The sequence below is a fragment of the Caldalkalibacillus mannanilyticus JCM 10596 genome, from assembly GCF_000615945.1.
In the GTDB taxonomy this organism is placed as follows: domain Bacteria; phylum Bacillota; class Bacilli; order Caldalkalibacillales; family JCM-10596; genus Bacillus_AT; species Bacillus_AT mannanilyticus.
In genome coordinates this window covers 36684-63012 of record NZ_BAMO01000009.1, presented here as the reverse complement: position 1 = coordinate 63012, position 26329 = coordinate 36684, and the positions used below count along the sequence as shown (strand labels likewise).

Here is a 26329-nt window from a genome sequence, read left to right as displayed (position 1 = left end):
TTGTTCACTTCACCAATTCTTCTTATCTATTACTTTAATTGTTCGATTGTTGCTTCTAAGGTTTCTAAGTTGGATACAGAATAAATAGTGACTTCTCTGCTGATTTTCTTAATGAGTCCAGACAATACTTGACCAGGACCAATTTCAACAAAGGTCGTAACACCTTGCCCAATCATCCAACTGATGGAATCCTCCCATAGTACAGGAGAGAAAACCTGTTCAACAAGGGCATGCTCGATATCCTCACCAAGCATAGCAGGTCTGGCGTCTGCGTTGGTCACGACGGGTACTTTAGCCGTCGAAATCTCCACCTTCTCTAAGACACGAGCAAGTTTACTTGCCGCTGGTTTCATCAAGTCTGAATGAAAAGGACCGCTGACAACTAAGAGCTTGACTCGTTTGATGCCTGCCTCCTTCAAGCGAAGGACTGCCTCATCCACACCTTCTTTCGTCCCAGAAATGACAATTTGACCTGGACAGTTCATGTTTGCCATTTGCACGGATTGACCTGTTAAGGTAACCTCCTCGCAAATCTTACCAATCAATTCTCTTTCTCCACCTAATACAGCAGCCATAGCTCCTTCACCAGCAGGAACAGCTTCATCCATGAATGTTCCGCGTTTACTAACTGTGGCTACAGCTTCTTCAAAGGATAAAGCACCTGCAGCAACTAAAGCGCTGTATTCACCTAAGCTGTGACCAGCTACATAGTCAGGCTTTTTAACATGCTCTTTAAACAGCTCATACAGAGCGATACTCGTCGTTAAGATCGCTGGTTGTGTATGATAGGTTAGTTTTAATTGATCTTCCGGCCCTTCAAAACATAATGAAGATAGAGAGTACCCTAAGGTAGCATCTGCCAATTCATAGATTTTTCTAGCATTCTCATTGTTCTCATACAATTCTTTTCCCATCCCAACAGATTGTGAACCCTGACCTGGGAATACAAAGGCCATTTTACTCATCTTTCTTTCTCCCTTCATTCATACGACAAGACCTTACTACTCATGGGCTTACGCTGAGGTCATTTCCTGATCCCAACGGATCACACAGCCTCCCCAAGTAAGTCCACCACCAAACCCCACGAGTACTAGATGATCTCCTCGTTTTACTTGATTCCCTCGAACAGCCTCATCTAAGGCAACAGGGATTGAAGCAGAAGACATATTGCCATACTTATCTAAGTTAACCACTACTTTATCCTCAGGCAGTTCAAGCCTTTTTCTTGCCGCGTCAATAATTCTAAGGTTTGCTTGATGCGGAACAAGTAAAGCAACATCCTCTTTTAACAGTCCCGCTTTTTCAAGTACTGATTCAGACACTTGCTCCATCACTCGCACAGCAAACTTAAATACTTCTTTACCATTCATCTTCACATAATGCTGCTTGTTCTTCACACTCTTCTCAGTAGCTGGGCATCTAGAGCCACCACCAGGGAGATAGAGAAAATCTCCTCCTCCACCATCTGCGCCTAATTCAAAGGATAAGAAACCGTAACCTTCGTCCACTTTACCCAGTACCACAGCTCCCGCACCATCTCCAAATAGTACACTTGTGTTACGGTCTTCCCAGTCAACGATTTTAGATAAGCTTTCAGCCCCTATCACTAAGGCATATTGGTAAAGCCCTGTGCGAATGGATTGGGAAGCCATTGTCAACCCGTATAGAAATCCAGAGCAGGCAGCAGCTAAATCAAAAGAAGCTGCCTTTTTCGCTCCAAGTCTTTCTTGAATTAGATTAGCAGTAGAAGGAAAGGTCATATCTGGAGTAACTGTAGCTACAATAATTAAACCAAGCTGTTCTGCCGTTATCCCTGCTCTTTGCAATGCTTTTAAGCTTGCTTCATAGGCTAAATCAGAAGTAGCTTGATCATCAGAAACGATCCTTCTTTCCTTGATCCCCGTTCGACTGACAATCCATTCATCAGTGGTATCTACTATTTTTTCTAAGTCTATATTCATCATCTTTTTTTCAGGCAGATAAGAGCCTGTTCCTAGAATACCAACTGATGGAATTGTCACTCGGTTTCCTCCTCTATTTGAACTTCTTTTTTTATCAGTTCATTCACATCCAGAGAAACAAACTTTCTTGCTTGACCTATTGCATTTTTTATCGCTGTTGCATTCGATGAACCATGCGCTTTAATACAGATTCCCTTCAAGCCTAAGAGCGGGGCTCCCCCATATTCCGCATAATCCATTTGCTTCTTAAACCTTTTCAATCCTGGTTTAAGTAATAAAGCACCCATTTTACTGGTGAAGGTACTCGTAAACTCTTTTTTTAGAAGATCAAAGATGGTGCCTACTACACCCTCTGTTACTTTCAACAAAACATTGCCGCTAAAACCATCACAAACGATGACATCAGCTACACCATAAGGAACATCTCTTCCTTCTACATTTCCAATAAAATTCACCTTGGAAGCCTTGATTAGAGGAAACGCTTTTTTCGTTAGTTCATTCCCCTTAGATTCCTCAGTGCCCACGCTTAACAAACCAACGCTTGGACGATCATAGCCAAGGATTTTTTCAGCATAGATGCTGCCCATCATTGCATATTGTACTAAATGCTCTGGTTTGGCATCCATATTGGCTCCGACGTCAAGGACAACGGTAGCTCTGCCACTCGCAGTGGGCAAAATAATGGTTAAGGCAGGTCTTTCGATCCCCTTGATTCTGCCAGTCATAAGTAATCCTGCTGTCATATAGGCTCCTGTATTTCCTGCTGAAATACAAGCATCTGCCTCTCCTTCTTTGACCATGCGTGTCGCTGTCACTAAGGAAGAGTTCTTCTTTTGCTTGACAGCTTTCACTGGTTCCTCATCTGTGCCTATTACTTCATCCGTATGTTTAATATGTATGTTATTCATATCCTGTGGAAGTAAAGCCTGATTTCTGACTCATTTCCTACCAGAATGATTTCAAGATCGGTATATTCCCTTGATGCCTGTATAGCACCTTCAACAATCAAGTGAGGAGCGTGATCTCCACCCATCGCATCTACAGCTATCCTCATGTTGTCACTCCCTTAAATCATCATTTCATAAGGTCATTATGATCGATAAACAGTAAAGTTTCCTGAAAAGACCAACTCATCAAGAATATATGAGTCTACCTTCACCTTCGTACGTTCTCCTTCTTTTTCGACACCGTTGCCTTAGCAATCACTCGCTCTCCCATTTTTACCGAGCGAAGGAATCGAATATTAGCTGAAGCAGTTAAGGCTAAGTTGTCATCAATAACAGCAACAGCAAGTGAGTTAGCTTGTGCGAATAAATGATGTCCTCTGGCAATTTTATTTCTGGTGAAGACATGCTCTTCTTTAATATCTAATATTGAAATGGCACTTTTATCGAGCTGTAAGTCAATAATTTCTCCAATGACTTCATGTTCCATTAATGAACGGACTTCATCATAATTTTGCTCTGCCACTGATTTAATTCTTTCACGCAGTTCAGGAATTGATTTTTCCAAGCGATCTAAACGAATTGTTTGGACGCTGACTTGAAACTTATTGGCTAACTCCTCATCTGTCATAAAGGGGTTTTTTTGGAGAGTTGTAATCAGTTCTTCTTGTCTCTCCTTCTTATTTCGTTTAGACAAATCCGTCCACCACCTATTATGTCTAACTTTTTAGTACTAGGTACTAATAGTAGTATATAGTAGCATTGATTTCTTTTCAATCTTTTTATTAATCTAATTTTGTACTTTCCATGACACCTTGCTTAATTAAGTATTCTCGTAAAGGCTGATACTCTGGTTCAAGCCAAAAGCTTTCTTGTTCAATCAGCACGCTAGCATCGTTTCTAGCCACCTCTAGAGCCCGATAATCATGGACCATATCCGCCACTTTAAATTCGGGAAGTCCACTCTGCTTTTTGCCAAAAAAATCACCGGGACCTCTTAGCTCTAAGTCTCTTTTGGCGATTTCGAAGCCATCATTGGTTTCCTGCATGATTTTCATTCTTTCTTTTCCTGCTTCTGTTTTCGGGTCCGCCATCAGGATACAATACGACTGATGCCCTCCTCTGCCGACCCTACCTCTTAATTGATGCAGCTGAGATAAACCAAATCTTTCTGCATCCTGTATCACCATAAGGGTAGCATTGGGGACATTGACCCCGACCTCAACGACGGTTGTTGACACCAAGACCTGTACCCTATTTTCGGCAAAATCTCGCATCACCTCTTCTTTTTCTTGAGCTGAAAGCTTGCCATGCATTAATCCAATACGATACTGAGGAAGCAGCCCCACTAAAGTAGCATGAAGCTCCATGGCATTTTGCAAGTCTAGCTTCTCCGACTCCTCAATCAATGGACAAATAAAATAAGCTTGTCTACCTTGCAGCAATTCTTTTTTGATAAACTCAATGACTCGATCAAACATTTTTTCTGTTGCCCAATAGGTTTCTATCGGTTTCCGTCCTGCTGGAAGCTCATCAATGGTGGAAACATCAAGATCCCCATATGCCGTAATAGCTAAAGTTCGTGGGATAGGCGTCGCTGTCATATAGAGAACATCAGGAGCCTCTCCTTTGTTTTTTAGCTTTCTTCTTTGCTCTACACCAAAGCGATGCTGTTCATCTATGATGACCAAACCTACCTTGTTAAAAGACACCGTTTCCTGGATAAGAGCATGCGTACCCACTAGTACATGAATGGTTCCCATTTGTATGCCTGCCAAAATCGCTTTTCTTTCTGATGCTTTTGTACTACCTGTTAAAAGAGCAATGTGGACTCCCAACTCACTTAGAATTTGTTGTAACGTTTCATAATGCTGTTCAGCTAGAATTTCAGTTGGAACCATCAAAGCACCCTGGTAGCCTGCTGTATACGTAGCAAATAAACCAGCAGCAGCAATGACTGTTTTCCCTGAACCTACATCTCCTTGTAAGAGACGGTTCATGGCGTAAGGCTTCTGCAAATCACGCATGATTTCTTCTAACACTCGTGCCTGCGCTGAAGTCAAAGCAAAAGGAAGAGAGCTTAGAAAAGAAGAAATTCTCTCTTGATCGATCTTCTGCACTACTCCTTTTTGATTTTCCCTTCGTATCCTCTTCAGTGCCTGCATTTTTAATTGGAATAAGAAAAACTCCTCATAAACGATTCGCCTTCTTGACCATTTTCCGGTTTCAAAATCAGTTGGAAAATGCAATGCTTGAATAGCAGCACGACGAGAAACAAGCTTGTATTCTTGGATCAATTTCTGTGGAAGGATTTCAGGAATTTGTTCGCCAAATTGCTTAAGTCCTTGCCAGATTATTTTTTGCATGAAGGTTGTAGAGATAGATCCCGTTAAGGAATAGATAGGCTTGATATCTTCCTTGGCTTGATCTGCTTTTTCTTTTGAGCCCTCGTCCTTAACTAAGGTATATTCACTCACTGTTACTTGCATTCTATGTTTGTCCCACTTACCAGTAAGCTTTATTCTATTTCCGATCTTTATTTGGTTTTTGGCATAAGGTCGGTTAAATAAAGTCGCCGTGACGAGAAAGGGTTCAATAAATACTTTAAAAGAAGTTCTTGATTTCTTTCTGCCATAGAATTGAGTGACAGCTTCACTATGAATCGTTCCCTCTAGGGTAATCCTTTCATCATGCTGTGCTTCTTCAATTCCTTGAACCCTGCGATCCTCATAACGAGAAGGAAAATAATACAACAAGTCCCCTACCGTATGGATACCAAGAAGAGAGAGGTCGGTCGCCCTTTCCTCTCCCACCCCTTTAATATATGTGGTTGGAACATTCATTACATCTTGATTCACGTGTTAATCAGCTCTTCTCCCCAAATATTTTAGCTTGCAACGCCTTTCCAGTTGGAGTAGCAGCTAAACCTCCCAATGCCGTTTCTTTTAGAGCTTCTGGCATGCTTTTCCCTATTCGGTACATCGCTTCAATCACTTCGTCTGCTGGAATAATAAACGTAATTCCAGCCATCGCCATGTCCGCTGCAACCATAGCAATAGATGCTCCGATTGCATTTCTTTTTACACAGGGAACCTCCACTAAACCAGCAACGGGATCACATACTAATCCTAACATATTTTGCAGAGCGATGGACATAGCATGTGCTGACTGAGCTGGAGTCCCCCCTGCCATTTCAACGATTGCCGCCGCTGCCATGGCAGAGGCAGAACCTGTTTCCGCTTGACATCCCCCAGTTGCTCCGGCAATAAATGCATTGTTTGCGATGACATAACCAATAGCTCCTGCTGTGAATAGAAAGTGAAGACATTCTTCTCTGGAAGCGTTTAACTTTTTGGACACACTAAAAAGACAGCCAGGTACAATTCCCGCTGCTCCTGCGGTAGGTGTCGCACAGATGGTTCCCATTGCTGCATTTACTTCATTTGTAGCCATAGCTTTACTTACGGCATCGAGAATAGTTTCACCTGCAAGATGGTTTCCTTTTTGGATATATTCTTGAAGCCTTTTTCCATCTCCACCTGTAAGACCACTGTAAGACTTGATGTCCTCAGTTATTCCTCGATGAACGGCTTTCTCCATAATATCAAAAGCCTTCTCCATTTTTGAAAGGATCTCATCACGCGACTGTCCTGTTAGTTCCATTTCTTGCTCAATCATGATTTCTGCAATCTTTTTATTCTGCTGCTCCGCTAATTCAACCAATTCGGACACTTTTTGAAATATGGCCATGACTTCGACTTCCTCTCAGTAAAAAATAATATTATGCCTGCAAACGAGTAACAGTAAGGATATAGGGGATCTTGCTGATCTCTTCGATCAATTCATCTGGGATCATCTGATCTGTTTCAATAGCCATCAGAGCTTCTGAACCCTTTGACTTCCGAGCAACCTCCATATGCCCTATATTCAATTCGTATTTTGTCATGATATTAGATACTCCTGCAATCATACCAAATCGATCTTCGTGTAGGACGAGTAGAGCAGGGTGATGCCCTGAGAGACGCAGATTAAAACCATTCATGGATACAATCTCAATCGTTCCCCCGCCAATAGAAATGCCTACTATTTCAAGTTCCCCAATCGAATCCTTGAGACGCACTTTAGCGGTATTAGGATGCTCTACATCCTCTGTGCTTGTGATAATTTGAATATCTATCCCTGCTTCTTTCGCCAGTTCCAAGGAACGAATGATGCCTTCATCAAATGTATCTAGATCAAGAATTCCTCCAACAATAGCGATTTCCGTCCCATGCCCCTTATAGGTCTGGGCAAAAGAGCCATAGAAGGTGATCTCTGCCTTATCTGGTTTGCGCCCAAAAATATTTCTAGCTACACGCCCAATGCGAGCAGCCCCAGCGGTATGTGAACTTGAAGGTCCAATCATAATTGGGCCAATAATATCAAAAACAGTGCGATATTTCATACGCTTCCCCCTAACATGAAACATTCCTATTCATTAGAATAGAATGTATATACTATATTATGCTTTAATCATAATGAATGCCATCGCCTTAGGGCCCACATGTGCTCCAATGACTGGACCTATTTCGGTCAATACCTCTGATGAGATAGTAAAATGTTGATGAAGCTGCTGTAGCGCCTCATTCGCCCCTTCACTGTCCACTGCATGACTTATTCCAAGATGAACAGGAGAACCTCCTGAAAATTCTTTTAGTAAATCTATAATACGAACAAGTGCTTTTTTATTTCCACGCACCTTATCTACCGCATACACTTCTCCATGATCATCTAACGATAGAATGGGTTTGATATTTAGCAACGATCCAAATAAAGCAGAGGCTTTGCCGATACGTCCTCCTTTTTGAAGATATAAAAGGGTATCAACAAGGAAATAAATTTTAGTGTTTTTAATTAAGTAATTGGCTAATTGGACACACTCTTCTTTTGTTTTCCCTTGCTTGATTGCTTTTGCTAGCTCGACAACGATCACACCGATCGCATAGGAGGCTTTTTTTGAATCAATCACAGTAATATCAATCTGCTCTTCAAGCATACTTTGAGCTAAAAGCGCCGATTGAACGGTTCCACTCAAGGCGGAGGAGATATGCAGAGAGATAATATGAACAGGCTCCTTACTATTTGCTTTTATTTTTTTGTAGGTTTCTACAAAATCAACTGGAGAAGGTTGAGATGTAGTAGGTAGCTCTCCTGCCTGACCAAGCATTTGATAAAAGGTGGCGGAACCAATATCGACCCCATCAGCGTAAGTTTCGTTACCAAAATGCACCTTTAGAGGGACAACCTCAATATCTAGTTCACGAACCAAATCCGTTGGAATATCGGCAGTACTATCCGTAACAATTTTAACCAGAGCCATTCTCTTACTCCTTTCAATCTTCCCTTACTCTACGGCAATAAGATAGGAATATAATGGTTGTTGACCATTATGTACTTCCACATCAACATCAGGATACTGAGCAGTGATGTAGTCTTCAATTTCTTTTGCCTGCTCCTCCTTAACATCTTCCCCATAAATCAGTGTTATGATCTCACTATCTTCATCAATCATCTTATCTAACAGAGAAGTGGTCGTCGCTTTTATTTCGTTCGAGGCATAGACAATTTTCCCATCGAAGATTCCCATAAAATCCCCTTTGTTAATGGATACTTCATCAATTTGAGTATCTCTTACTGCAAAAGTAACCTGCCCTGACTTCACCTGATCCTTAGCTCTTGTCATAGAATCTTTATTTTCCTCTAGCGAAGCCGCTGGGTTGTAGCTTAATAATGCCGACATCCCTTGCGGAACATTTTTGGTTGGAACGACAGCTACTTCTTGATCCACCAATTCTGCTGATTGTTCAGCAGCCAAAATAATATTGCTGTTATTAGGCAGAATAATGATCTTTTCTGCTTGAACCTGCTTAATTGCTTTAACAAAGTCTTCTGTACTCGGATTCATGGTTTGACCGCCAGCAATGACGACATCTGCTCCTAAGCTCTTAAAGATCTCAGCGATCCCATCACCCATAGAAACAGTGATAATCCCAAAATCCTTCATTGGCTGATCCTGTTCAGAAACAACTTGTCCTTCTTTGATAGCCAAAAACTGCTCACGCATATTTTCAATCTTAATATTTGTCAATCCGCCGAAATACTGAGCAAGTTCCATCACCTTGCTTAGATCTTCTGCATGAATATGTACCTTCACAAGTTCATCATCAGAGATGACTAGTAACGAATCTCCATAGCGGTTTATTCTTTCTCTAAATTGAAACTCATTAAATTGCGGCGCTTTCTGCTTATCCAAGCGAATCATAAATTCAGTACAATATCCGTACTCGATATCTTCAACTGAAAGAACCCCTGATGCCATCATAGAAGAAACTTCGTCACGTACATGCTCTTCCTTATTTTCTTTCAATTCATATACTTCTTCATGAACGGTATTTTCGATAAATGTTTCGCCTTTTAAGGCTCTTAGCATCCCTTCATAGACATAGACAAGACCTTGGCCTCCAGAGTCTACCACTCCTACTTGCTTTAGGATGGGTAGCAAATCAGGCGTTCTTTTTAAAGAAGCCTTGGCCTCCGTTAATACTTCTTGCATAAGGTATGTAATGTCATCCACCTTTTGCGACATTTTTTGAGCCATTTTAGCTGCATCTTTTGAAACAGTTAAAATGGTTCCTTCAACTGGTTTCATAACCGCCTTGTAGGCAGTATCTACTCCCTGTTGAAGCGCATTCGCAAATTGCTTAGCGTCAATTTCTTTTGTCCCTTCAATAGACTTAGAAAATCCTCTAAACAATTGAGAGAGGATTACACCAGAATTTCCACGCGCGCCCATGAGCAACCCCTTGGAAAGGGCTTTGGTTACTTCAGTAATATCAGTTGATTCGTATTTATTCATTTCATTTACGCCTGATGTAAATGAAAGATTCATATTGGTCCCAGTATCCCCATCTGGTACCGGAAACACATTAAGCGCATCAACTTGCTTAACATTACGTGTGAGATTTTGCGCTCCTTCTCTTATCATTTGCGCAAACATGATACCATTAATCTTTAGGTGCTTCACAATGATCCTCCTAACTCTAAGGGTTCGTCACCCTTACTCCCTGTACAAAAATATTAACGGATGTAACATCAAGACCTAATGTCTGATCCAATGTATACTTCACCTTAGACTGGACATTATTGGCTACTTCTGAAATCTTTGTACCGTAACTAACGATAATATACATATCAATATGTACACCTTCTTCGTCTTCACGTACTACGACACCTTTACTGAAGTTATCTCGTCCAAGAAGCTCTGTAATTCCATCTTTTAGTTGCTTTCTTGATGCCATGCCGACTAAACCATAGCAATCTATGGCAGCACCACCTGCTAATGTTTCTATTACTTCTACTGCCACATCAATTTGTCCTAATTGGGATGATATTTCAACTGACATAGGTATTCCCCCTCACGAGCTTGTTAGATGTTCGAAATACAATTCTAATATACCATATTTAGAACAATTATTTAAAGTTTATCCTTATTCCCCTTCTAAAATTCCTGAACAGGCAGTCAAATAACTTGGGTCCACTTCTTTATTATGAACCTTCTTCTTAAGTTGTTGCATTATGGCAATAGATATGCTACTATTATCAAGGTATTTGTACTGTTTGTTTTTGTGATTGTAAGTGTAAGAGGAGGTGTTACAATGGCACGCGTATGTTATATTACTGGTAAAAAAGCTGTATCTGGAAATAAAAGAAGCCATGCTTTAAATAAAACAAAACGTAAATGGGGAGTTAACGTCCAAAAGGTTCGTATCTTAGTGGACGGAAAGCCTAAGCGCGTTTACGTAAGCGCAAGAGCATTAAAGTCTGGTAAAATTGAGAGAGTTTAATTCGACTCCTCTCTTAAAATAGGTCATTCAAAGAGGCTTATCCTATCATTAAATAGGGTAAGCCTCTTTCCTTTATTGTAGCTTCTAGCAAAAAAACTGTTAAGAGAAAATTTGTCCCCTAACAGTTCTTTCAGCCCATTATTTGTCCCTTTTGAAAGCACCCATAATCGCCTTGACAATACCACCCAAAAATTTAGGTAATTTGATGGTGTAGAACTTCATAAATCCCCCTCCTTATAAAGATCACCATAGTATATTCCGGCAGAACACCCATTGTTCACTATTGTGTGGATATTTTCCTACTCCTAATAAAAAGCAACCGTATATCGGTTGCAATGATATCCTTATCTCTATTATTATGTCGGGGGTGAAAAGTTAGAACTACTTATCCTCTAATTTGTGAAATGGCTGACCTGCGATCTGCTTGATTAAATATAGCTGAACCCGCAACCAACACATTAGCTCCAGCTTCTCTACAAAGCTTTGCTGTTTCGGGATTAACTCCACCATCCACTTCAATATCAATCGCCAAATTAAGCTCGGCTACTTTTTCATAACACTTTTTTATTTTTTGGACAACAGAAGGGATAAAGGCTTGCCCCCCAAATCCTGGATTTACTGTCATAAATAAAATAAGATCTAGGTCTTCTAAAATAGGATAGATATGCTCTACTGGAGTTGCAGGATTTAAGACGACTCCTGCTTTTGCTCCACTTTCCTTAATCTGATAAATGGTTCGATGCAAGTGTACACATGCCTCTTGATGAACAGATATAAGATCAGCACCTGCTTTGGTGAATGCTTCAATATAACGCTCTGGATTCTCAATCATAAGATGGACATCCAACGGAAGCTGGGTAACGGGTCTAATTGATTCAACAATTAAGGGACCTATGGTTATATTAGGAACAAAATGACCGTCCATGACGTCCACATGAATCCAATCGGCTCCTTTTTCTTCTACATCCTTAATTTCCTCACCTAATTTGGAAAAATCGGCAGAAAGAATGGACGGAGCTATTTTCACTGCTGAAGAATCTAACGCCATCTTTAATACCTCCTCTTTTGTTTTTCTGATTGAATATCTACTAGAAATTGCAAATAATTTTGATAACGCTGCGACGAAATTTCTTCCTTTTCTACCGCACTTTTTACTGCACAGGATGGTTCATTCTGATGCAGACACCCGCGAAATTTACACTGCTCGGAATAGTCCCTAAACTCAAGAAAGAGCCCGGAAAGCTCCTCTGCCTCAATGGAAGAAAAGTCCAATTGACTAAATCCAGGTGTATCGGCTACCATCCCACCCGATGGCAGCCTGATGAGTTCAACATGACGAGTGGTATGCCTACCTCGCCCTAGCTTCAAGGAAATTTCACCTGTTTCGATTTGCAGACTAGGATCCAGCTCATTTAACAGAGTTGACTTTCCCACTCCAGATTGGCCTGCAAATACCGTCGTTTTTCCTTTTAAATACTCTTCAACATCAGATAATCCGATTTTCGTCTTGCTACTAGTGATAAAAACCTCATAACCAATCTTCTGATAGATCTCCATTTCCTCTGGTATGCCATCTAAAGTTGCAGCTAAATCAAGCTTTGTCAGACAGATAATCGGGGTGATATCGGCCTTTTCAATATGAACGATAAATTTGTCTAATAGTATTTGATTAAATTCTGGTTCTTCAATAGAAAATACAAGCAGTGCCTGATCCACGTTGGCAATCGGAGGACGAATCAATTCGTTCCTTCTCTTAGCAATCTCTGTTACGGTCCCTTCTCCATTGGAAGAAGGTTCAAAGGAAACATAATCTCCAACCAGAGGAGAAATTCCTCTTTTCTTGAAAACGCCTCTAGCCCGGCACTGCCATATCTGATTCGAACCTTCCTCGTGTACATAATAATATCCACTTAACGCCTTAATAATTTGTCCTTCGGGCATACATGTACCTCCACTGCCTATTAGTCAAACTTCACTTCTTTTCGTTCATATAATTCACCATTTTTAAAGATCTTAATAACCCCTGCTTGCTCTCTGCTCACCTTGACTTTGATCTGATAGCTCTTAGTTTCATCAAGAGTTTCTTGAACCACCTGACGATCGGTTCCATCTACATCTGTGACAAAAATCGTTATGGAGGCTTGTTCTTCCTCCCTCAGAAAGATAATAAAGTCCTCCTGCTTTTCACGGAAGGTTTCCTTAGGACCTTACTCACCCAAATCCGTATTGGTGTTCCTTCAGCAACCTGCTCATGAGGTTCAACGGGATGCTGGCGGTAGACGGTGCCTATTGGTGCATCAGAGAAATCCTCTTCTACTTTTTCTAGCACTAGATTATTGCTCTGTAATAAGGATTCAGCCTCATCCCTCGACTTTCCAATCAATCTTGGCATACCAAAGGTTGGTTTTCCTTCGCTAATAATCAGAACCACCTTCGTGTCATCAATAATCACAAATTCATCAGCCGCTGGCTCTTGTTTGATGACAAATCCTTTTTGAACAGAAGGATGAGATTCTCGTTCAATCTGTATATTTTCCGTACTAAAACCAGCTCTAGTAAGGATTCTTAGGGCGGTTTCCTCCGCCATCGCTTCGACTGGAGGCATCTTTTCTTTATCCTTTCCTGTACTCACAGTCAAACGAACGAATGTTTCTTTTTTGACAGTTGCATCGGGAACAGGAACCTGACTAATAATATATCCTTCCTCTACTTCGTCGCTCGGAAGCTCTCGTGAATAGTCCACTCGCAAGCCCTGTGCTTCTAAGATCGCTATCGCTTCCTCCAATGGCTTGTTTGTCACATTCTCCACGACAACATCCGGAACATATAAGAGCTTAGCAGCCACTTGATATAGACCAAATACGACAATCACGAAAACCGCTAAAAAGATAAGAAATTTCACCCAGAATGGCTTTTTCTTACGCTTCTCTTCCCATTCCTCCTCATCTTCCTCTTCTTCATCCTTTTGGTTGCGATGAACTTTCGTTTCATACATATCCTCTCGAACAACAGGAACCACCTTGGTTGCTTCTTCATCATCTCCCTGATCCACTGTATACTTATCTTCTGTTAAACGATCCGTATGTAAGCATGTATCTAGATCTCGGATAAGTACTTTAGCACTTGGATAACGCTGAGTAGGGTCTTTCGCTAAGCAACGTAAGATAATATTTTCCACACTTTGAGGAATTCTAGGATTAAGTGCTCTTGGTTCTGTATAAGATTCTTGCAAATGCTTGAGTGCAACACTAATCGGAGATTCTCCAGAGAAAGGAAGTTCCCCTGTCAGCATTTCATACAGTACAATTCCAAGGGAGTAGATATCTGACTTTTCACCGGTCATTCCTCCTCTTGCTTGCTCAGGGGAAAAATAATGAACCGATCCTATAACAGATCCTGTATGAGTAATCGTAGCTGAAGTTACAGCACGTGCAATTCCAAAATCAGTCACTTTGACTCTTTTATTTTGCCCCACTAGTATATTATGAGGTTTGATATCTCTATGAATAATTTGATTGAAATGGGCATGCTCCAACGCTTCTGCAATTTGTTTTGCAATCTTGATTGCTTCATCTGTTGCCAGAGGAGCATTCTCATTAATATATTCTTTCAGCGTATTTCCTTCCACATATTCCATAATGATATAATGAGTATCTTCTTCTACACCAACATCATAGATACTAACAATATTCGGGTGAGACAAGCTTGCGGCTGCTTGAGCTTCTCTTCTAAAACGATGCACAAAATCATCGTCTATGGCATACTGTGGCCGTAATATTTTTACGGCAATAATACGATCCAACAAGTTATCTTTTGCCTTGTACACAACGGCCATTCCACCGCCGCCTACTCGGTCTAAAATCTCGTATCTACCACCAAGCTTTTTTCCTATCACAAGCGCTCACCTCACTTTCCATCCACTTCATCATGGTCTGTCTGCAAGAGTACTAAACTGATATTATCATCCCCACCTGCATCTAAAGCTAAGGTGATTAATTGATCTGCCTTCTCTTCGATAGGTAGTTCTCTCTCCAGTACGCCAATCAATTGATTTTCCGTTACCATATTACTTAATCCATCAGAGCAGAGTAATAATTGCTCTCCTCCTAAATAAGATAAGGTTTTGATATCAATTTCTACTGAATCATCTGTTCCTATGGCTCTGGTAATCACGTTTCTTTGAGGATGATATTCTGCTTCTTCCTTCGTAATTTGACCTGATTTTAGCAGCTCATTTACTAGGGAGTGATCACTTGTAATAGAATCAAGGTTGCCCTCTGCAAAACGATAAATTCTACTATCTCCTACATGAGCTACAATATATCCATTATGTAATAAAAGAGTAGCTACAATGGTGGTTCCCATTCCATGTAAAATATCCTTCTGTTTCGCATAGTTATAAATATAATGATTGGTCTCCTGAATTGAATTCAGGAGCCAATCTTGCCATTCGTTGATGTTTTTTTCTAAGTCTGCTATCTGAAAGGATTCACGCAGCTTCTGTAATGTCATCTGACTAGCCACATCCCCCGCCTGATGCCCTCCCATTCCATCTGCCACAACAGCTAGAACAACCTGATCATCTCTATTCATGATTTCAGCGCTATCTTCATTTACTTGACGCACATGTCCAATATGTGTTTTTACCACAGCTTCCACCAAGGATCACCTCGTCTCCTCTTTACGTTCTTGAGCTCGTAATTGTCCGCAAGCGGCAGCGATATCACTCCCATGCTCACGTCTAATCGTACATACTACTCCGTTCTCCTCAAGTACCTTCTTGAAAGCAAAAATATCAGTTTTTGATGTACGAACATAGTCCCTCTCTGGTACATAGTTCACAGGAATGAGATTGACATAGGCATTGATTCCTTTGATTAAATTAGCAAGCTCCTGCGCATGCTCCACTTGATCATTAACCCCGCCAAATAAGCCATACTCGAAAGTAATTCTACGACCTGTTTTATTGATATAATACCGTACAGCTTCCATCAGCTTATCCAAAGGAAAAGCTCTATTAATTGGCATTAGCTTCGATCTTATTTCTGTATTTGGGGCGTGCAGAGAAATGGCTAAATTTACTTGAAGCTGTTCATCTGCATACTCATAAATTTTGGGTACGATTCCACTTGTGGATACTGTAATATGTCTGGCTCCAATGCTTAACCCTTTTTGATGATTAATCACCTTCAAGAAGGAAAGCAGATTCGAGAAATTTTCGAAGGGTTCACCTATTCCCATTACGACAACATGCGAAGCTCTTTCTTCTGAATCATCTAGGGTTTTCTGTGCTTGAAGGACCTGTGCCACAATTTCTCCTGAAGTTAAATTTCGTTTTAATCCACCTAAGGTTGAAGCACAGAATGTACAGCCAATACGGCAACCAACCTGAGTCGTAACACAGACGCTATTTCCATAGTTGTGACGCATGATAACCGTTTCGATCGAATAGCCATCAGCCAGTTCAAAAAGAAATTTAATCGTCCCATCGGAGGAGACTTGCTTCATCGCTTCCTTCATTGCATGGATACGGAAGTTTTGTTCAAGCTTTTCACGCAGCGCCTTCGATAAGTTTGTCATTTCTTCAAAACTGGACACTCTCTTCACATAAAGCCAATCAAAAATTTGACTTGCCCTAAATTTCGTTTCTCCATTAGCCAGCGCCCAATCTTCTAGTCCTTGATAGGTTAGATCGTAAATCAAAGGCTTTAATTGAACTTCCGTTCCTTTTGTGACTTCTTCCATTGTTTTCATTTAAGGTTCACCACTCTTTATTTTTAAAAAATCTTCATTTCTCACTTCTTATTATTTTGGCCATAAAAAAACCATCTGAACCAAAATCAATCGGTAATATCTGACGCATGTCTTCTTCCACTAATGTGAATTCAGGAAAATCCTCAATAAAGCGTCGAACCAATTGTTCATTCTCTTCTTGGTCGATTGTACAGGTACTATAGACCAAGCTTCCACCTTTTTTAAGCAAAGGAGCAACTTCTTTGAGCAGTTCATATTGAACTTGAGCAATAGCGGTTACGTCCTCTTTTTTCTTTTTCCATTTGATATCTGGCTTTCTTCTTATGACCCCGAACCCTGAACAAGGAGCATCTAGGAGAATCCGATCAAATTCATCATTCATCTGTTCTCTCAGCTTTCGTGCATCACATACCTTGGTATGAATACTATGGACACCTAGACGTTTGCTCTGCTCCTTTATAAGCTGTTCCTTATGCGGATGAAGATCATTCGCCACTACTTCTCCTTGATCCTGCATATACTCCGCGATATGGGTTGTTTTTCCGCCCGGTGCTGCACAAACATCTAATACCCTCATTCCAGGCTGAGGATCAAGCAACGGGGTAATCAGCATGGAGCTTTCATCTTGAATGGTAAAGTAACCCTCTCGATATAGAGCCGTTTGTGATACATTACCACCTGAAATAATCAGTAATCCCAAGGGAGAAACCTGACTCTCTTCTACGACATATCCTTCTGCTAGAAAACGTTCTTTTAGCTCTTCTCTGGTTATTTTTAAACTATTCACTCGTATGCTGACCTGTGGTGGAACATTATTCTCACGACAGATCCACCGCGCTTTTTCTTCTCCGTATTGAGCTGCCCACCTTTTCACCATCCAAGTTGGATGTGAGGTTTCGATCGCGATTTGATCCATAGGGTTTTGAATTTCAGAGATTTCACGTCTAGGTGTGCGAAGAAAGTTCCGCAGAACACCATTCACCATACCTGTTATTCCCTTGTGTCCCAATTGCTTAGAGATTTCTACAGCCTCATGAACAATGGCACGATCTGGAACACGATCGAGAAAAAGAAACTGATAAACACTAAGTCTGAGCAACTGCTTCACCCACGGCTCCAGCTTATCGATCTTCTGTTTCAAAAAGGGCTCTAATTGAAAATCAATCCATCTCTGATGCTGAATAGTTCCATAGACAATCTCTGTGATCAAATGACGATCTCTTGGGTCAAGATTTTGATGCTGATTGAGAATTTGATTTAATAATAAATGACTGTAAGCCCCTCCTTGATCAATCTTAAGTAAGGCTTCCAGGGCTAAACGTCTCGCTTGATATTTCAATTCTATTCACCTAATTTCATTCCAACAGACAGCTGACTCCCTGCCCCTCGAATAAAGTCACTCGCTAGCATTCTTTTCTTTCCTGCCGGTTGGATCTGAGTCAGGACAATTCCCGATTGATCTCCTGTGATCACACCTATGCCATGCTGATTGAGCAGATAAATCGTTCCAGGTTCACCAGAAAGATTGCGATCTGTTGTTTTTTGTGCTTCCCACACCTTGCAATTCTCTCCCTTGATCTTCGTGAAGGAACCAGGAAAAGGGCGCAATCCACGGATGTGGTTGTAAATAGCATTCCCGTCTTTCGTCCAAACAATTTCCTCATCCTCACGTTTGATATTAGTAGCATAGGAAACCTGTGTTATATCTTGGGGAATGGGTTGAACTGTCCCCTTAATCAGCGGTGGAAGGGTTTCGATTAATAGCTTTGCCCCAGCCAAGCTTAATTTATGAAAGAGGCTGGCTACATCATCTGTTTCTTCGATAGCTACCTTCACCTGGGAAAGCATATCCCCTGCATCTAACGCTTCCTCCATATACATAATGGTCACACCCGTTTCACTGCATCCATCAATAATGGACTGATGTATTGGAGCTCCTCCTCGATATTTTGGAAGTAAGGAGGCATGAACATTAATACACCGCATTCGCGGCAGTTCTAAAACTTCTTTAGGCAATAACTGACCAAAGGCAGCCGTCACGATTAAATCTGGAGCCCATTCCTTTAAACGAGCTAAGGTTTCCGCTGAGTTTTTAATTTTTTCTGGCTGTTCTACCGGAATACCTAGTTCCACTGCCACTTCCTTCACAGGAGGTGGTGTTAACACTTTCTTTCTCCCTTTTGGACGATCGGGCTGAGTGACAACCCCAACAACCTGATATCCATTGCTTACTAACGCTCGTAAGGACGGAACGGCAAAATCAGGAGTCCCCATAAATACAATTTTCAAATTGAATTCTCCTTTCCGTTCTAGCCTCTCTTATTGTCATAATATCTCTCTACAAAATCAGTGAAGAGAACCCCATTAAGATGATCGATTTCATGTAGCAGAGCTCTGGCTAATAAGTCTTCTCCTTCGACCTCAAATTCCTTCCCTTCTCGGTTTAGGGCACGAACCTTACATTTTTTTGCTCTGCGAACATCCCCCATCAAACCTGGGAAGCTGAGACATCCCTCTGGACCGAACTGCTCGCCAGATTGAGAGATTACAACTGGATTGATCAATTCGATCAATCCACCATGCTCATCTCCACAATCAATGACAGCTACTCGTTTCGAAATGCCCACTTGAGGAGCTGCCAAGCCTACTCCTTCGGCATGATACATCGTATCGACCATATCATCTAATAGTTTTATAATGTTTTTATTGATGTTTTTTACTTCAACAGCTTTCTCCCGCAGAATCGGATCTGGGTGTTTTACGATTACTCTAATCGCCATAGTTGCTTCACTCCTACATTAACATTTGTGGATTCTTATCTATTTGAACCTGAAGTTTTTTCTTCTCCATATGTTCCCTTATTTGTTCTAAAAATTGCGTTAAAATCACTCCAAGATTTGGCTCATCTCTATATTTTATCATGCATTGATAACGATATCTATCTTTGATCCTTGGAATGGGTGAGGCTACGGGTCCTAAAATCATGGATGAACCTTGAATATGTGACTTTAACCAACGCACTGCTTCCTCGCAGACCTTCACTAAATAAACCAAATCTTCATGTGTAAATGTGATAAGAGTTAAATAGAAATAAGGAGGATAGCCACGCGTATGCCTAATCTGCATCTCCTGCTGATAAAAGGATAAGTAATCATGTTCAGAGGCAGCAATAATACTATAATGGTCAGGTGTATAGGATTGTATAACCACTTCTCCCGGAAGCTCATGCCTTCCTGCTCTTCCACTTACCTGAGTTAAAAGCTGAAATGTCTTCTCTGAAGCTCTAAAATCAGGGAGATGTAAGAGAGAGTCGGCAGCTATGACACCTACCAGCGTGACTCTTTCAAAATCTAACCCTTTGGCAATCATCTGTGTCCCGAGAAGACAATCCGCTTTTTGAGCTTTAAAGGCTTGCAGAAGTTTTTCATGAGCATTCTTTTGTTGAGTTGTATCCACGTCCATACGTATCACTCGAATCCCAGGGAAATGCTTATATAGCTCTTCTTCTACCTTTTGAGTCCCTGTTCCAAAAAAACGAATATGTTCACTGTGACACTCAGGGCATTGTTCTAAAATAGGTTCCGTATGTCCACAATAATGACAACGGTTATACTGGTGGATTTTATGATACGTCAAAGAAATATCACAATGTGGACATTGCAGGACATAACCGCAATCTCGACACATGACAAATGTAGAGTATCCCCTACGATTAAGAAATAAGACAATTTGCTCCTTCCGTTCTAAACGTTCTATTATTTTTTCGTACAAAGCCTTGCTAAACATCGTGCGATTTCCTGTTTGTAGCTCTTCTCTCATATCTACAATTTCAACCTTAGGAAGCAAACGATCCTGTACCCTCCCCTTTAATGTAAGAAGAGAGTAGACTCCTTTTTTCGCCCGAGCATAGCTTTCTAAAGCAGGCGTTGCACTACCTAAAACGACAGGGGCATGATGATATTGTCCTCTATAAATGGCAATGTCTCTCGCATGATACTTCGGATTTTCCTCTTGTTTATAGGAGGTTTCATGCTCCTCATCAATGATAATCAAGCCTACATTTTTGAAGGGAGCAAATAAGGCAGACCTCGCTCCGATCACGACCTTGACCTTTTCTTCTTGGATTTTTCTCCACTCATCATACCTCTCCCCTGAGGCAAGACGACTATGAATCACGCAACTTGATTGCCAAACCTGCCCTTGAAGCGCTCTACCATTTGAGGGGTCAGAGAGATTTCTGGAACTAGGACAATCGCTTCCTTTCCTTGCTCTAGGACATAAGAAATACTCTGAAGATAAACCTCTGTTTTTCCGCTTCCAGTTACACCATGTAACAAAAACGTTGTACTTTTTTCTGCTTCAACCGCTTCAATAATCTGAGTATACGCCTGCTCCTGCTCCATAGTAAGAGGTAAGGGTTCGGAGGCTTCAAATTCACGATGCTGATAAGGATCGCGATAGGTGTCCACTTGTTCAAGGGATAAGCAGCCGCGGTCTATAAGAGCTTGAATCGTTGACCTTGTTGTTTCACAGGCGGCTAACACATCCTGTACCGAATGGGCTTGATAGTTCTCAATAAAAAATTGAAGAATCTCTTTCTGTTTTTTCGCCTTTGGAGAAAGCTGTTCATCACGAAAGTGAATCAGTTCTTCTAATGAAAGGGAAGGGTTCAGCATCGCCACCCATTTCTTGGTTATTCTATCTGTAACAATATATTCGACTTCAGAAGAGTCCCCTTTTGTTTTAGCAACCTTCTCTGTTTTCGATTTTAGGACAGCGGGAAGCATGGCTTGTAACGCGGTGATCAAAAGACAGACGTACTCTTGACTCATCCACTTGGCTAAATCAATAAATTCCGGTGTTAGAGGAGGAATCTCATCAAGCACTCGTTCTATATTTTTCAGCTTTTGTCCTTCTGTCACTTCTTTTATGCCGAGTACGTATCCTTGCGTTTTTCTAGGTCCGAAGGGAACAATCACCCTAGAGCCTACCTGAATGTGCTGGTTTAAATGGCTAGGAATCAAGTAATCAAAAGGACGGTTAATGTTTCTAGCTGGTACCTCTACGATCACTTCCGCACATCGATGTTTTTCAAGCATCGTTTTTAGCCACCGTTTCTAGAATCTTAAGCGCCACTTCTTCCTTTCGTAGCATTGGGAGCGACACCTTCTTGCCCGAAGAATGATAGATGGTGACGATATTGGTATCTGTGCCGAATCCTGCTCCTTCTTGAGTTACATCATTAGCAACAATAAAATCGGCATTTTTTCTCTCTAGTTTTTGCATCGCGTACTCTTCGACTAAATTTGTTTCAGCAGCAAAGCCCACTAGAATCTGGTCTTTTTTGACCGAACCCAAATACTGCAAAATATCTGTTGTTTTCTCAAGCGTCAATGTCAGAAGCTCTTCTGACTTTTTCATTTTTTGAGTCGCCTTCTCAGCCGGTTTGTAATCGGCTACAGCCGCTGCTTTAATGACAACATCGATGTCATCAAATTGATTCACTACAGCCCGAAACATCTCTTCAGCCGATTGAACGGAGATTAACGTCACCCCGTGAGGTTGCTCTAAATCAACCGGACCTGAAACAAGAGTCACCTCAGCTCCTAATTGACGAGCTTGTCCCGCAAGAGCATAGCCCATTTTACCCGAAGAATAGTTAGAAATATAGCGTACTGGATCAATTTCTTCCCTTGTCGGTCCAGCTGTAATGAGAACTCGCTTGCCTTGCCACCATTCTCTTTCCATAGATAAAGCCTCTTGCTCAGCCCCAAAAAAAGTGAGGACATGCTGGATGATTTCCTCTGGTTCTGCCAAACGCCCTTGACCCACATACCCGCATGCCAATTGCCCTTCACCTGGCTGGACAAAATGAATCCCTCGGCGCCTAAGTCTATGGATATTTTCTTGTACGGCTGGATTCTGAAGCATATGTCCGTTCATCGCTGGAGCAATCCAAATCGCGCACGGGTTGCCAATAAGGTGGTAGATAACATATCATCCGCAATCCCATTTGCCAGCTTTCCAATGACATTGGCTGTTGCTGGAGCAACCAGAAACAAATCCGCATGATCCGCTAAATCGATATGAGAAACAACCTCGGGATGCTTCTCATCAAAGGTATCCACGTATACCGGTTGACGAGAAAGTGCTTGGAAGGTGAGTGGCTGAACAAATTGTGTAGCTGCTTTCGTTAAGATCACTTTTACCGTCGCACCTGCTTGTGTTAACTGGCTACAAATCGTACAAGCCTTGTAGGCGGCTATTCCTCCACTGACACCCAAAAGAATGGTCTTATTCTTAAGAATCATGGCTTATCCCCTCCTAAAAAAATAACAACCTAAAATAGAGGTTGTTACAATCGTCTCATATAGTTACTCTTTTTCTACGATTATTTTCTCAAAAGAAATATAATCTTCAACTATCTCTTCTAAAGCCACACCTACATATTTCTTAGAAACAGTTCTATGTAAGTATTGATTATTATGGTCACGCAGCTCTCGCGCTCTCTTTGAAGCAACCGCTACAAGGGTATATTTAGAACCTAAGCGATTTAATAGGGTATCAATGGATGGATATAACATGGTTATTTAACCTCCTTCAGTAATTTACGATATTGTTTGATTTTCCGTTCTTTTTTACAGTGCTCAGCGAGAACGATCGCTTGAATCCGATCACAAGCCAACTCTACTTCATCATTGACCACGACATAGTCATAATGCTCCATCATGTCAATCTCTTCTGTTGCCACTGTCATTCGATTTGTAATGGAGTCATCTGTTTCAGTTCCTCTGCCAACAATTCGGTTCTTTAGCTCTTCCATACTTGGAGGCTTAAAAAAATAAATACGCCATGAGGAAACTTCTCCTTCACTTGCATCGCTCCCTGAACTTCAATTTCAAGGATGACATCATTTCCTTGTTCAATCTGACTCTCCACATACTCTCTTGGAGTTCCATAATAATTATTAACATATTCAGCCCATTCTAACAATTGGTCCTGAGCAATCATCTGTTGAAATTTTTCTCTTGATTTGAAAAAATAATTGACTCCGTCTACTTCACCAGCTCTAGGAGCCCTTGTTGTTGCAGACACAGAATAGACGATATTGCTTTCTCTATTGCGGAGCGCAGAACAGACCGTCCCTTTTCCTACTCCTGATGGCCCAGATAAAACTAATAATAGCCCCTTTTCGTTTTCCATAGTGTCCTCCTACTTGGGTTTACTCATCAGATGAATCATCTTTTGAATTTAATCTTTGCGCGACCGTTTCTGGTTGAACGGCAGATAAAATGACATGGTCACTATCCGTAATGATAACAGCCCTGGTACGGCGTCCGTACGTCGCATCAATCAACATATTGCGGTCCCGTGCTTCCTGGATAATTCTTTTGATAGGTGCAGATTCAGGACTGACAATGGAGATGATTCGATTGGCTGACACAATGTTTCCAAACCCTATATTTATAAGTTTAATAGACATGAAGACCTCCTCTTCCATCCCTTATTCAATATTTTGGACCTGTTCTCTAATTTTCTCTAGGATACTCTTACATTCAACGACAAATTGACTGATTTGAATATCATTTGCTTTTGATCCAATCGTATTCACTTCTCTATTCATTTCCTGCACAATAAAATCAAGCTTCCGCCCCACCGGCTCATTCAAGTCTAACGTATCTAGAACCTGTACACAATGGCTCTCTAGGCGGGTTAACTCTTCAGACACATCTGCTTTCTCTGCAAATAGCGCTACCTCGTTCAACAGGGTTTGTTCCGCTACTTCCACTCTTCCCTGTAGAAATTCCTTCATACGTTCTTCGAGCGCTCAGCATAGTGAACCTTTACTTTACCGGCTACTTGTTCAAGCTCTTTGATCACTCGTTGAATTCCTCTGATTCGTGTTTTGATATCCTGACACAAGGCGGCTCCTTCACTCATTCTCATCTGAACCAATTGCTCCGTTGCTTCTTCAACACACTGAATCAAGGTATCCCGATATCGCCCTACATCTTCTTCTATTTCCTCCATAGAAAATAGACCCTCAATCCTTAGTAGATCAGATAATTGAAGATTCCCTTGGAGGTGAAATTGTTCCTTTACATGCTCCAACGAGGTCATATACTCTTGTGCTAGACTCCAATCGATGGTCACTTTCTTGTTCGTCGCCTCTGAAGAATGGAGCGTCACATATACATCTAGCTTTCCTCTATGTATTTTTTCCTGGATCTTCTTTTTGAATTGATCCTCTATCATCAACAATGAACGAGGAAGCCTAATCGCTATATCACAATAACGATGGTTCACGGACTTCATCTCTACAGTAAACGTATGCTTTTCTATCCGTTTTTCACTTCTCCCGTATCCAGTCATGCTTTTCATTCTGATCACATCCACTCATTTATTCTAATCAATTTTAGGGGCGGATACAAGAGGGCGCCATGTGAATAGAAGTTTTTCATACAATTGTAACACAAAAACGACTCTTGATACATGTCCAAGAGTCGGTAAACGATTTTAGAAAAAGTCAAGCAAGAATGTTGTTCTTCTTGGAATGATAGACTCAAGGGTTTGAATTCCTGTTTCGCTTCCTCTAAGCCGTCCAAATTCCGCTAATTTATGGGGCGATTGATACCCTAACAGCATGGTCGAAAGAGTTTGAATATCACAGGAAACCACCTGCTCCTGCCACCCCTCCTGCTGATACTTCTCCTTCTCTAGCTGTATTACCTGGTGCGTTCCATCCTGCTGTGGTTGGATAAGAAAAATACCATTATTCCACAGGGCATATTCGTCCTTAACCTCTAACACGATGGGCTGGCTTAACGACTGAAAAGGATACTGAGCAATGAACGGTAGTACATCCACAATACGCACCATAAAGTAAGGGACGATTTCCTGTTGTATACTCGGAGAAGACATTAGAAATGGAAGGGGATCATTCATTGAAACCTCCATTTTCACCTTTTCAATCATCGAATCATGATTTTTAATAAAATTCCACAACCCTATGTAGGCATCATGATCTAGATAGACTATTTCTTCTACTTCCATCTCTTTATTTTTGACAGAATAGAACAAGTATCCTCTCGCTTCACCTTGCTCATTATAGTAAACGGATACATCTCCCTTGTTCTGACTAAACACGGTATCTGTCCACCATTCCTCATTGCGAATCAGCATTCCATTAAATTGTCTGGCAAACTCCTCATAAATCGGTTGCAATAACGAAATCTCCTTGGCAACTCGTTTCATTACTCCCGTACTGTTTCCTAACTGAGGAAGCTGATGCACGGTGATCGTATATTTCTTATACTCTCCGTGCATTTCCCAGCCATATTTGCGGTAAAAAGGAAAAGAAAAGGGAGCTAAGAACGATACACATTGTTTATTCTCCCGCATTAGCTGTAGACTATGGGAAATCAGCTTGCCGACCATTCCTTGTCTGCGATGCTCAGGCCATGAGGCGACACCTGCAATTCCTCCCATGTCATATACTTTCCCATGAATCCATGTTTGGAAAGGAAGAATAGAGAGCTTAGCAGCGATCTGATCATCGATAAAATAGCCCCATGATCTCTCCGGCTTTATTTTCTTCTTCCGCTCCTCTATTTCTTCTTCACTTAGTTCAAACTGAAAAGCAAATTGCGATAAAGCTAAGCTCGCATCCACATCATTATTGGTTAACTGTCTAATTGCGTCCATCTGATCCAACCCTCCTGATCCCATATCACTTAAATATCACTTAAAAAAATGGCTTTGCTATCATCATATCAAAATCGCTTGG

The 26329-nt window shown here is 41.2% G+C and carries 23 protein-coding genes and 6 pseudogenes; 1 reads left to right on the top strand and 28 read right to left on the bottom strand.

Going from position 1 to position 26329, the window contains the following annotated elements; translation table 11 throughout:
• Positions 1 to 29: 29 nt before the first annotated feature.
• The 10 genes and pseudogenes from fabD to JCM10596_RS07220 form a co-directional block, all read right to left on the bottom strand.
• On the bottom strand, positions 30 to 965 hold the full coding sequence (gene fabD / locus JCM10596_RS07265; RefSeq protein WP_025026541.1) for an ACP S-malonyltransferase: 936 nt from the start codon (positions 963 to 965) through the stop codon (positions 30 to 32).
• Positions 966 to 1013: 48 nt separating this feature from the next.
• The gene (locus JCM10596_RS07260) at positions 1014 to 2021 is read right to left on the bottom strand and encodes a beta-ketoacyl-ACP synthase III (RefSeq protein ID WP_025026540.1); all 1008 of its coding nucleotides are present in this window, start codon (positions 2019 to 2021) and stop codon (positions 1014 to 1016) included.
• Positions 2018 to 3015, bottom strand: a pseudogene (gene plsX / locus JCM10596_RS24415) (phosphate acyltransferase PlsX). Before plsX ends, JCM10596_RS07260 begins: the two are co-directional and overlap by 4 nt.
• Positions 3016 to 3051: 36 nt before the next feature.
• Positions 3052 to 3602 (bottom strand): annotated as a pseudogene (gene fapR, locus JCM10596_RS24410) (transcription factor FapR).
• An 88-nt stretch (positions 3603 to 3690) separates the two neighbouring features.
• Complete coding sequence (gene recG / locus JCM10596_RS07245) at positions 3691 to 5748, bottom strand: ATP-dependent DNA helicase RecG (protein ID WP_034680826.1); 2058 nt, start codon at positions 5746 to 5748, stop codon at positions 3691 to 3693.
• A 22-nt stretch (positions 5749 to 5770) separates the two neighbouring features.
• Positions 5771 to 6649 (bottom strand): L-serine ammonia-lyase, iron-sulfur-dependent, subunit alpha, encoded by an 879-nt coding sequence (gene sdaAA / locus JCM10596_RS07240; RefSeq protein WP_025026538.1) that lies wholly within the window; start codon positions 6647 to 6649, stop codon positions 5771 to 5773.
• 37 nt (positions 6650 to 6686) lie between these two features.
• Positions 6687 to 7349, bottom strand: a complete 663-nt coding sequence (sdaAB, locus tag JCM10596_RS07235; RefSeq protein ID WP_025026537.1) for an L-serine ammonia-lyase, iron-sulfur-dependent subunit beta — start codon at positions 7347 to 7349, stop codon at positions 6687 to 6689.
• A gap of 57 nt (positions 7350 to 7406) precedes the next feature.
• The gene (locus JCM10596_RS07230) at positions 7407 to 8264 is read right to left on the bottom strand and encodes a DegV family protein (protein WP_025026536.1); all 858 of its coding nucleotides are present in this window, start codon (positions 8262 to 8264) and stop codon (positions 7407 to 7409) included.
• A gap of 24 nt (positions 8265 to 8288) precedes the next feature.
• A complete protein-coding gene (locus tag JCM10596_RS07225) occupies positions 8289 to 9941 on the bottom strand; it encodes a DAK2 domain-containing protein (RefSeq protein ID WP_034680824.1) in 1653 nt (550 codons plus the stop codon).
• A 43-nt stretch (positions 9942 to 9984) separates the two neighbouring features.
• Positions 9985 to 10347, bottom strand: a complete 363-nt coding sequence (locus JCM10596_RS07220; RefSeq protein WP_025026534.1) for an Asp23/Gls24 family envelope stress response protein — start codon at positions 10345 to 10347, stop codon at positions 9985 to 9987.
• Positions 10348 to 10599: 252 nt separating this feature from the next.
• Between JCM10596_RS07220 and rpmB the strand changes: the two genes are divergently transcribed.
• A complete protein-coding gene (rpmB, locus tag JCM10596_RS07215; RefSeq protein WP_025026533.1) occupies positions 10600 to 10788 on the top strand; it encodes a 50S ribosomal protein L28 in 189 nt (62 codons plus the stop codon).
• A 138-nt stretch (positions 10789 to 10926) separates the two neighbouring features.
• Here the strand turns inward: rpmB and spoVM are convergent, their stop codons facing one another.
• From spoVM to JCM10596_RS07130, 18 genes and pseudogenes are all read right to left on the bottom strand, one after another.
• On the bottom strand, positions 10927 to 11010 hold the full coding sequence (gene spoVM / locus JCM10596_RS24405; RefSeq protein WP_034680790.1) for a stage V sporulation protein SpoVM: 84 nt from the start codon (positions 11008 to 11010) through the stop codon (positions 10927 to 10929).
• 163 nt (positions 11011 to 11173) lie between these two features.
• Positions 11174 to 11836 (bottom strand): ribulose-phosphate 3-epimerase, encoded by a 663-nt coding sequence (gene rpe / locus JCM10596_RS07205; RefSeq protein WP_034680787.1) that lies wholly within the window; start codon positions 11834 to 11836, stop codon positions 11174 to 11176.
• 2 nt (positions 11837 to 11838) lie between these two features.
• Entirely contained in the window at positions 11839 to 12729 is an 891-nt protein-coding gene (rsgA, locus tag JCM10596_RS07200; RefSeq protein WP_025026531.1) for a ribosome small subunit-dependent GTPase A, read from the bottom strand.
• 20 nt (positions 12730 to 12749) lie between these two features.
• Positions 12750 to 12881, bottom strand: coding sequence for a hypothetical protein (locus JCM10596_RS30780; RefSeq protein ID WP_267879677.1), 132 nt, complete (start codon positions 12879 to 12881; stop codon positions 12750 to 12752).
• A 62-nt stretch (positions 12882 to 12943) separates the two neighbouring features.
• Positions 12944 to 14683, bottom strand: coding sequence for a Stk1 family PASTA domain-containing Ser/Thr kinase (pknB, locus tag JCM10596_RS07190; protein WP_025026530.1), 1740 nt, complete (start codon positions 14681 to 14683; stop codon positions 12944 to 12946).
• Between the two features lie 11 nt (positions 14684 to 14694).
• Positions 14695 to 15447: a Stp1/IreP family PP2C-type Ser/Thr phosphatase gene (locus tag JCM10596_RS07185; RefSeq protein ID WP_159102328.1), complete on the bottom strand. Its 753-nt coding sequence runs from the start codon at positions 15445 to 15447 to the stop codon at positions 14695 to 14697.
• 6 nt (positions 15448 to 15453) lie between these two features.
• The gene (gene rlmN / locus JCM10596_RS07180; RefSeq protein ID WP_439644814.1) at positions 15454 to 16542 is read right to left on the bottom strand and encodes a dual-specificity RNA methyltransferase RlmN; all 1089 of its coding nucleotides are present in this window, start codon (positions 16540 to 16542) and stop codon (positions 15454 to 15456) included.
• A 34-nt stretch (positions 16543 to 16576) separates the two neighbouring features.
• Complete coding sequence (gene rsmB, locus JCM10596_RS07175) at positions 16577 to 17881, bottom strand: 16S rRNA (cytosine(967)-C(5))-methyltransferase RsmB (RefSeq protein WP_025026527.1); 1305 nt, start codon at positions 17879 to 17881, stop codon at positions 16577 to 16579.
• A 2-nt stretch (positions 17882 to 17883) separates the two neighbouring features.
• The gene (gene fmt / locus JCM10596_RS07170; protein WP_025026526.1) at positions 17884 to 18831 is read right to left on the bottom strand and encodes a methionyl-tRNA formyltransferase; all 948 of its coding nucleotides are present in this window, start codon (positions 18829 to 18831) and stop codon (positions 17884 to 17886) included.
• A gap of 20 nt (positions 18832 to 18851) precedes the next feature.
• On the bottom strand, positions 18852 to 19322 hold the full coding sequence (gene def, locus JCM10596_RS07165; protein ID WP_025026525.1) for a peptide deformylase: 471 nt from the start codon (positions 19320 to 19322) through the stop codon (positions 18852 to 18854).
• Positions 19323 to 19335: 13 nt separating this feature from the next.
• Positions 19336 to 21641 (bottom strand): annotated as a pseudogene (gene priA, locus JCM10596_RS24400) (primosomal protein N').
• Positions 21634 to 22850, bottom strand: a pseudogene (gene coaBC, locus JCM10596_RS24395) (bifunctional phosphopantothenoylcysteine decarboxylase/phosphopantothenate--cysteine ligase CoaBC). The pseudogenes priA and coaBC overlap by 8 nt, the downstream one beginning before the upstream one ends.
• A gap of 66 nt (positions 22851 to 22916) precedes the next feature.
• The gene (gene rpoZ / locus JCM10596_RS07150) at positions 22917 to 23126 is read right to left on the bottom strand and encodes a DNA-directed RNA polymerase subunit omega (RefSeq protein WP_025026524.1); all 210 of its coding nucleotides are present in this window, start codon (positions 23124 to 23126) and stop codon (positions 22917 to 22919) included.
• 2 nt (positions 23127 to 23128) lie between these two features.
• A pseudogene (gene gmk, locus JCM10596_RS24390) lies at positions 23129 to 23745 on the bottom strand (guanylate kinase).
• Between the two features lie 19 nt (positions 23746 to 23764).
• Positions 23765 to 24025, bottom strand: a complete 261-nt coding sequence (gene remA, locus JCM10596_RS07140; protein ID WP_025026523.1) for an extracellular matrix/biofilm regulator RemA — start codon at positions 24023 to 24025, stop codon at positions 23765 to 23767.
• A gap of 21 nt (positions 24026 to 24046) precedes the next feature.
• Positions 24047 to 24319, bottom strand: a pseudogene (locus JCM10596_RS27605) (endoribonuclease YicC domain-containing protein); the annotation flags it as partial.
• A gap of 32 nt (positions 24320 to 24351) precedes the next feature.
• Positions 24352 to 24924 (bottom strand): YicC/YloC family endoribonuclease, encoded by a 573-nt coding sequence (locus JCM10596_RS24385; RefSeq protein WP_051541219.1) that lies wholly within the window; start codon positions 24922 to 24924, stop codon positions 24352 to 24354.
• A 135-nt stretch (positions 24925 to 25059) separates the two neighbouring features.
• Complete coding sequence (locus tag JCM10596_RS07130) at positions 25060 to 26247, bottom strand: GNAT family N-acetyltransferase (protein WP_025026522.1); 1188 nt, start codon at positions 26245 to 26247, stop codon at positions 25060 to 25062.
• Positions 26248 to 26329: the final 82 nt, after the last annotated feature.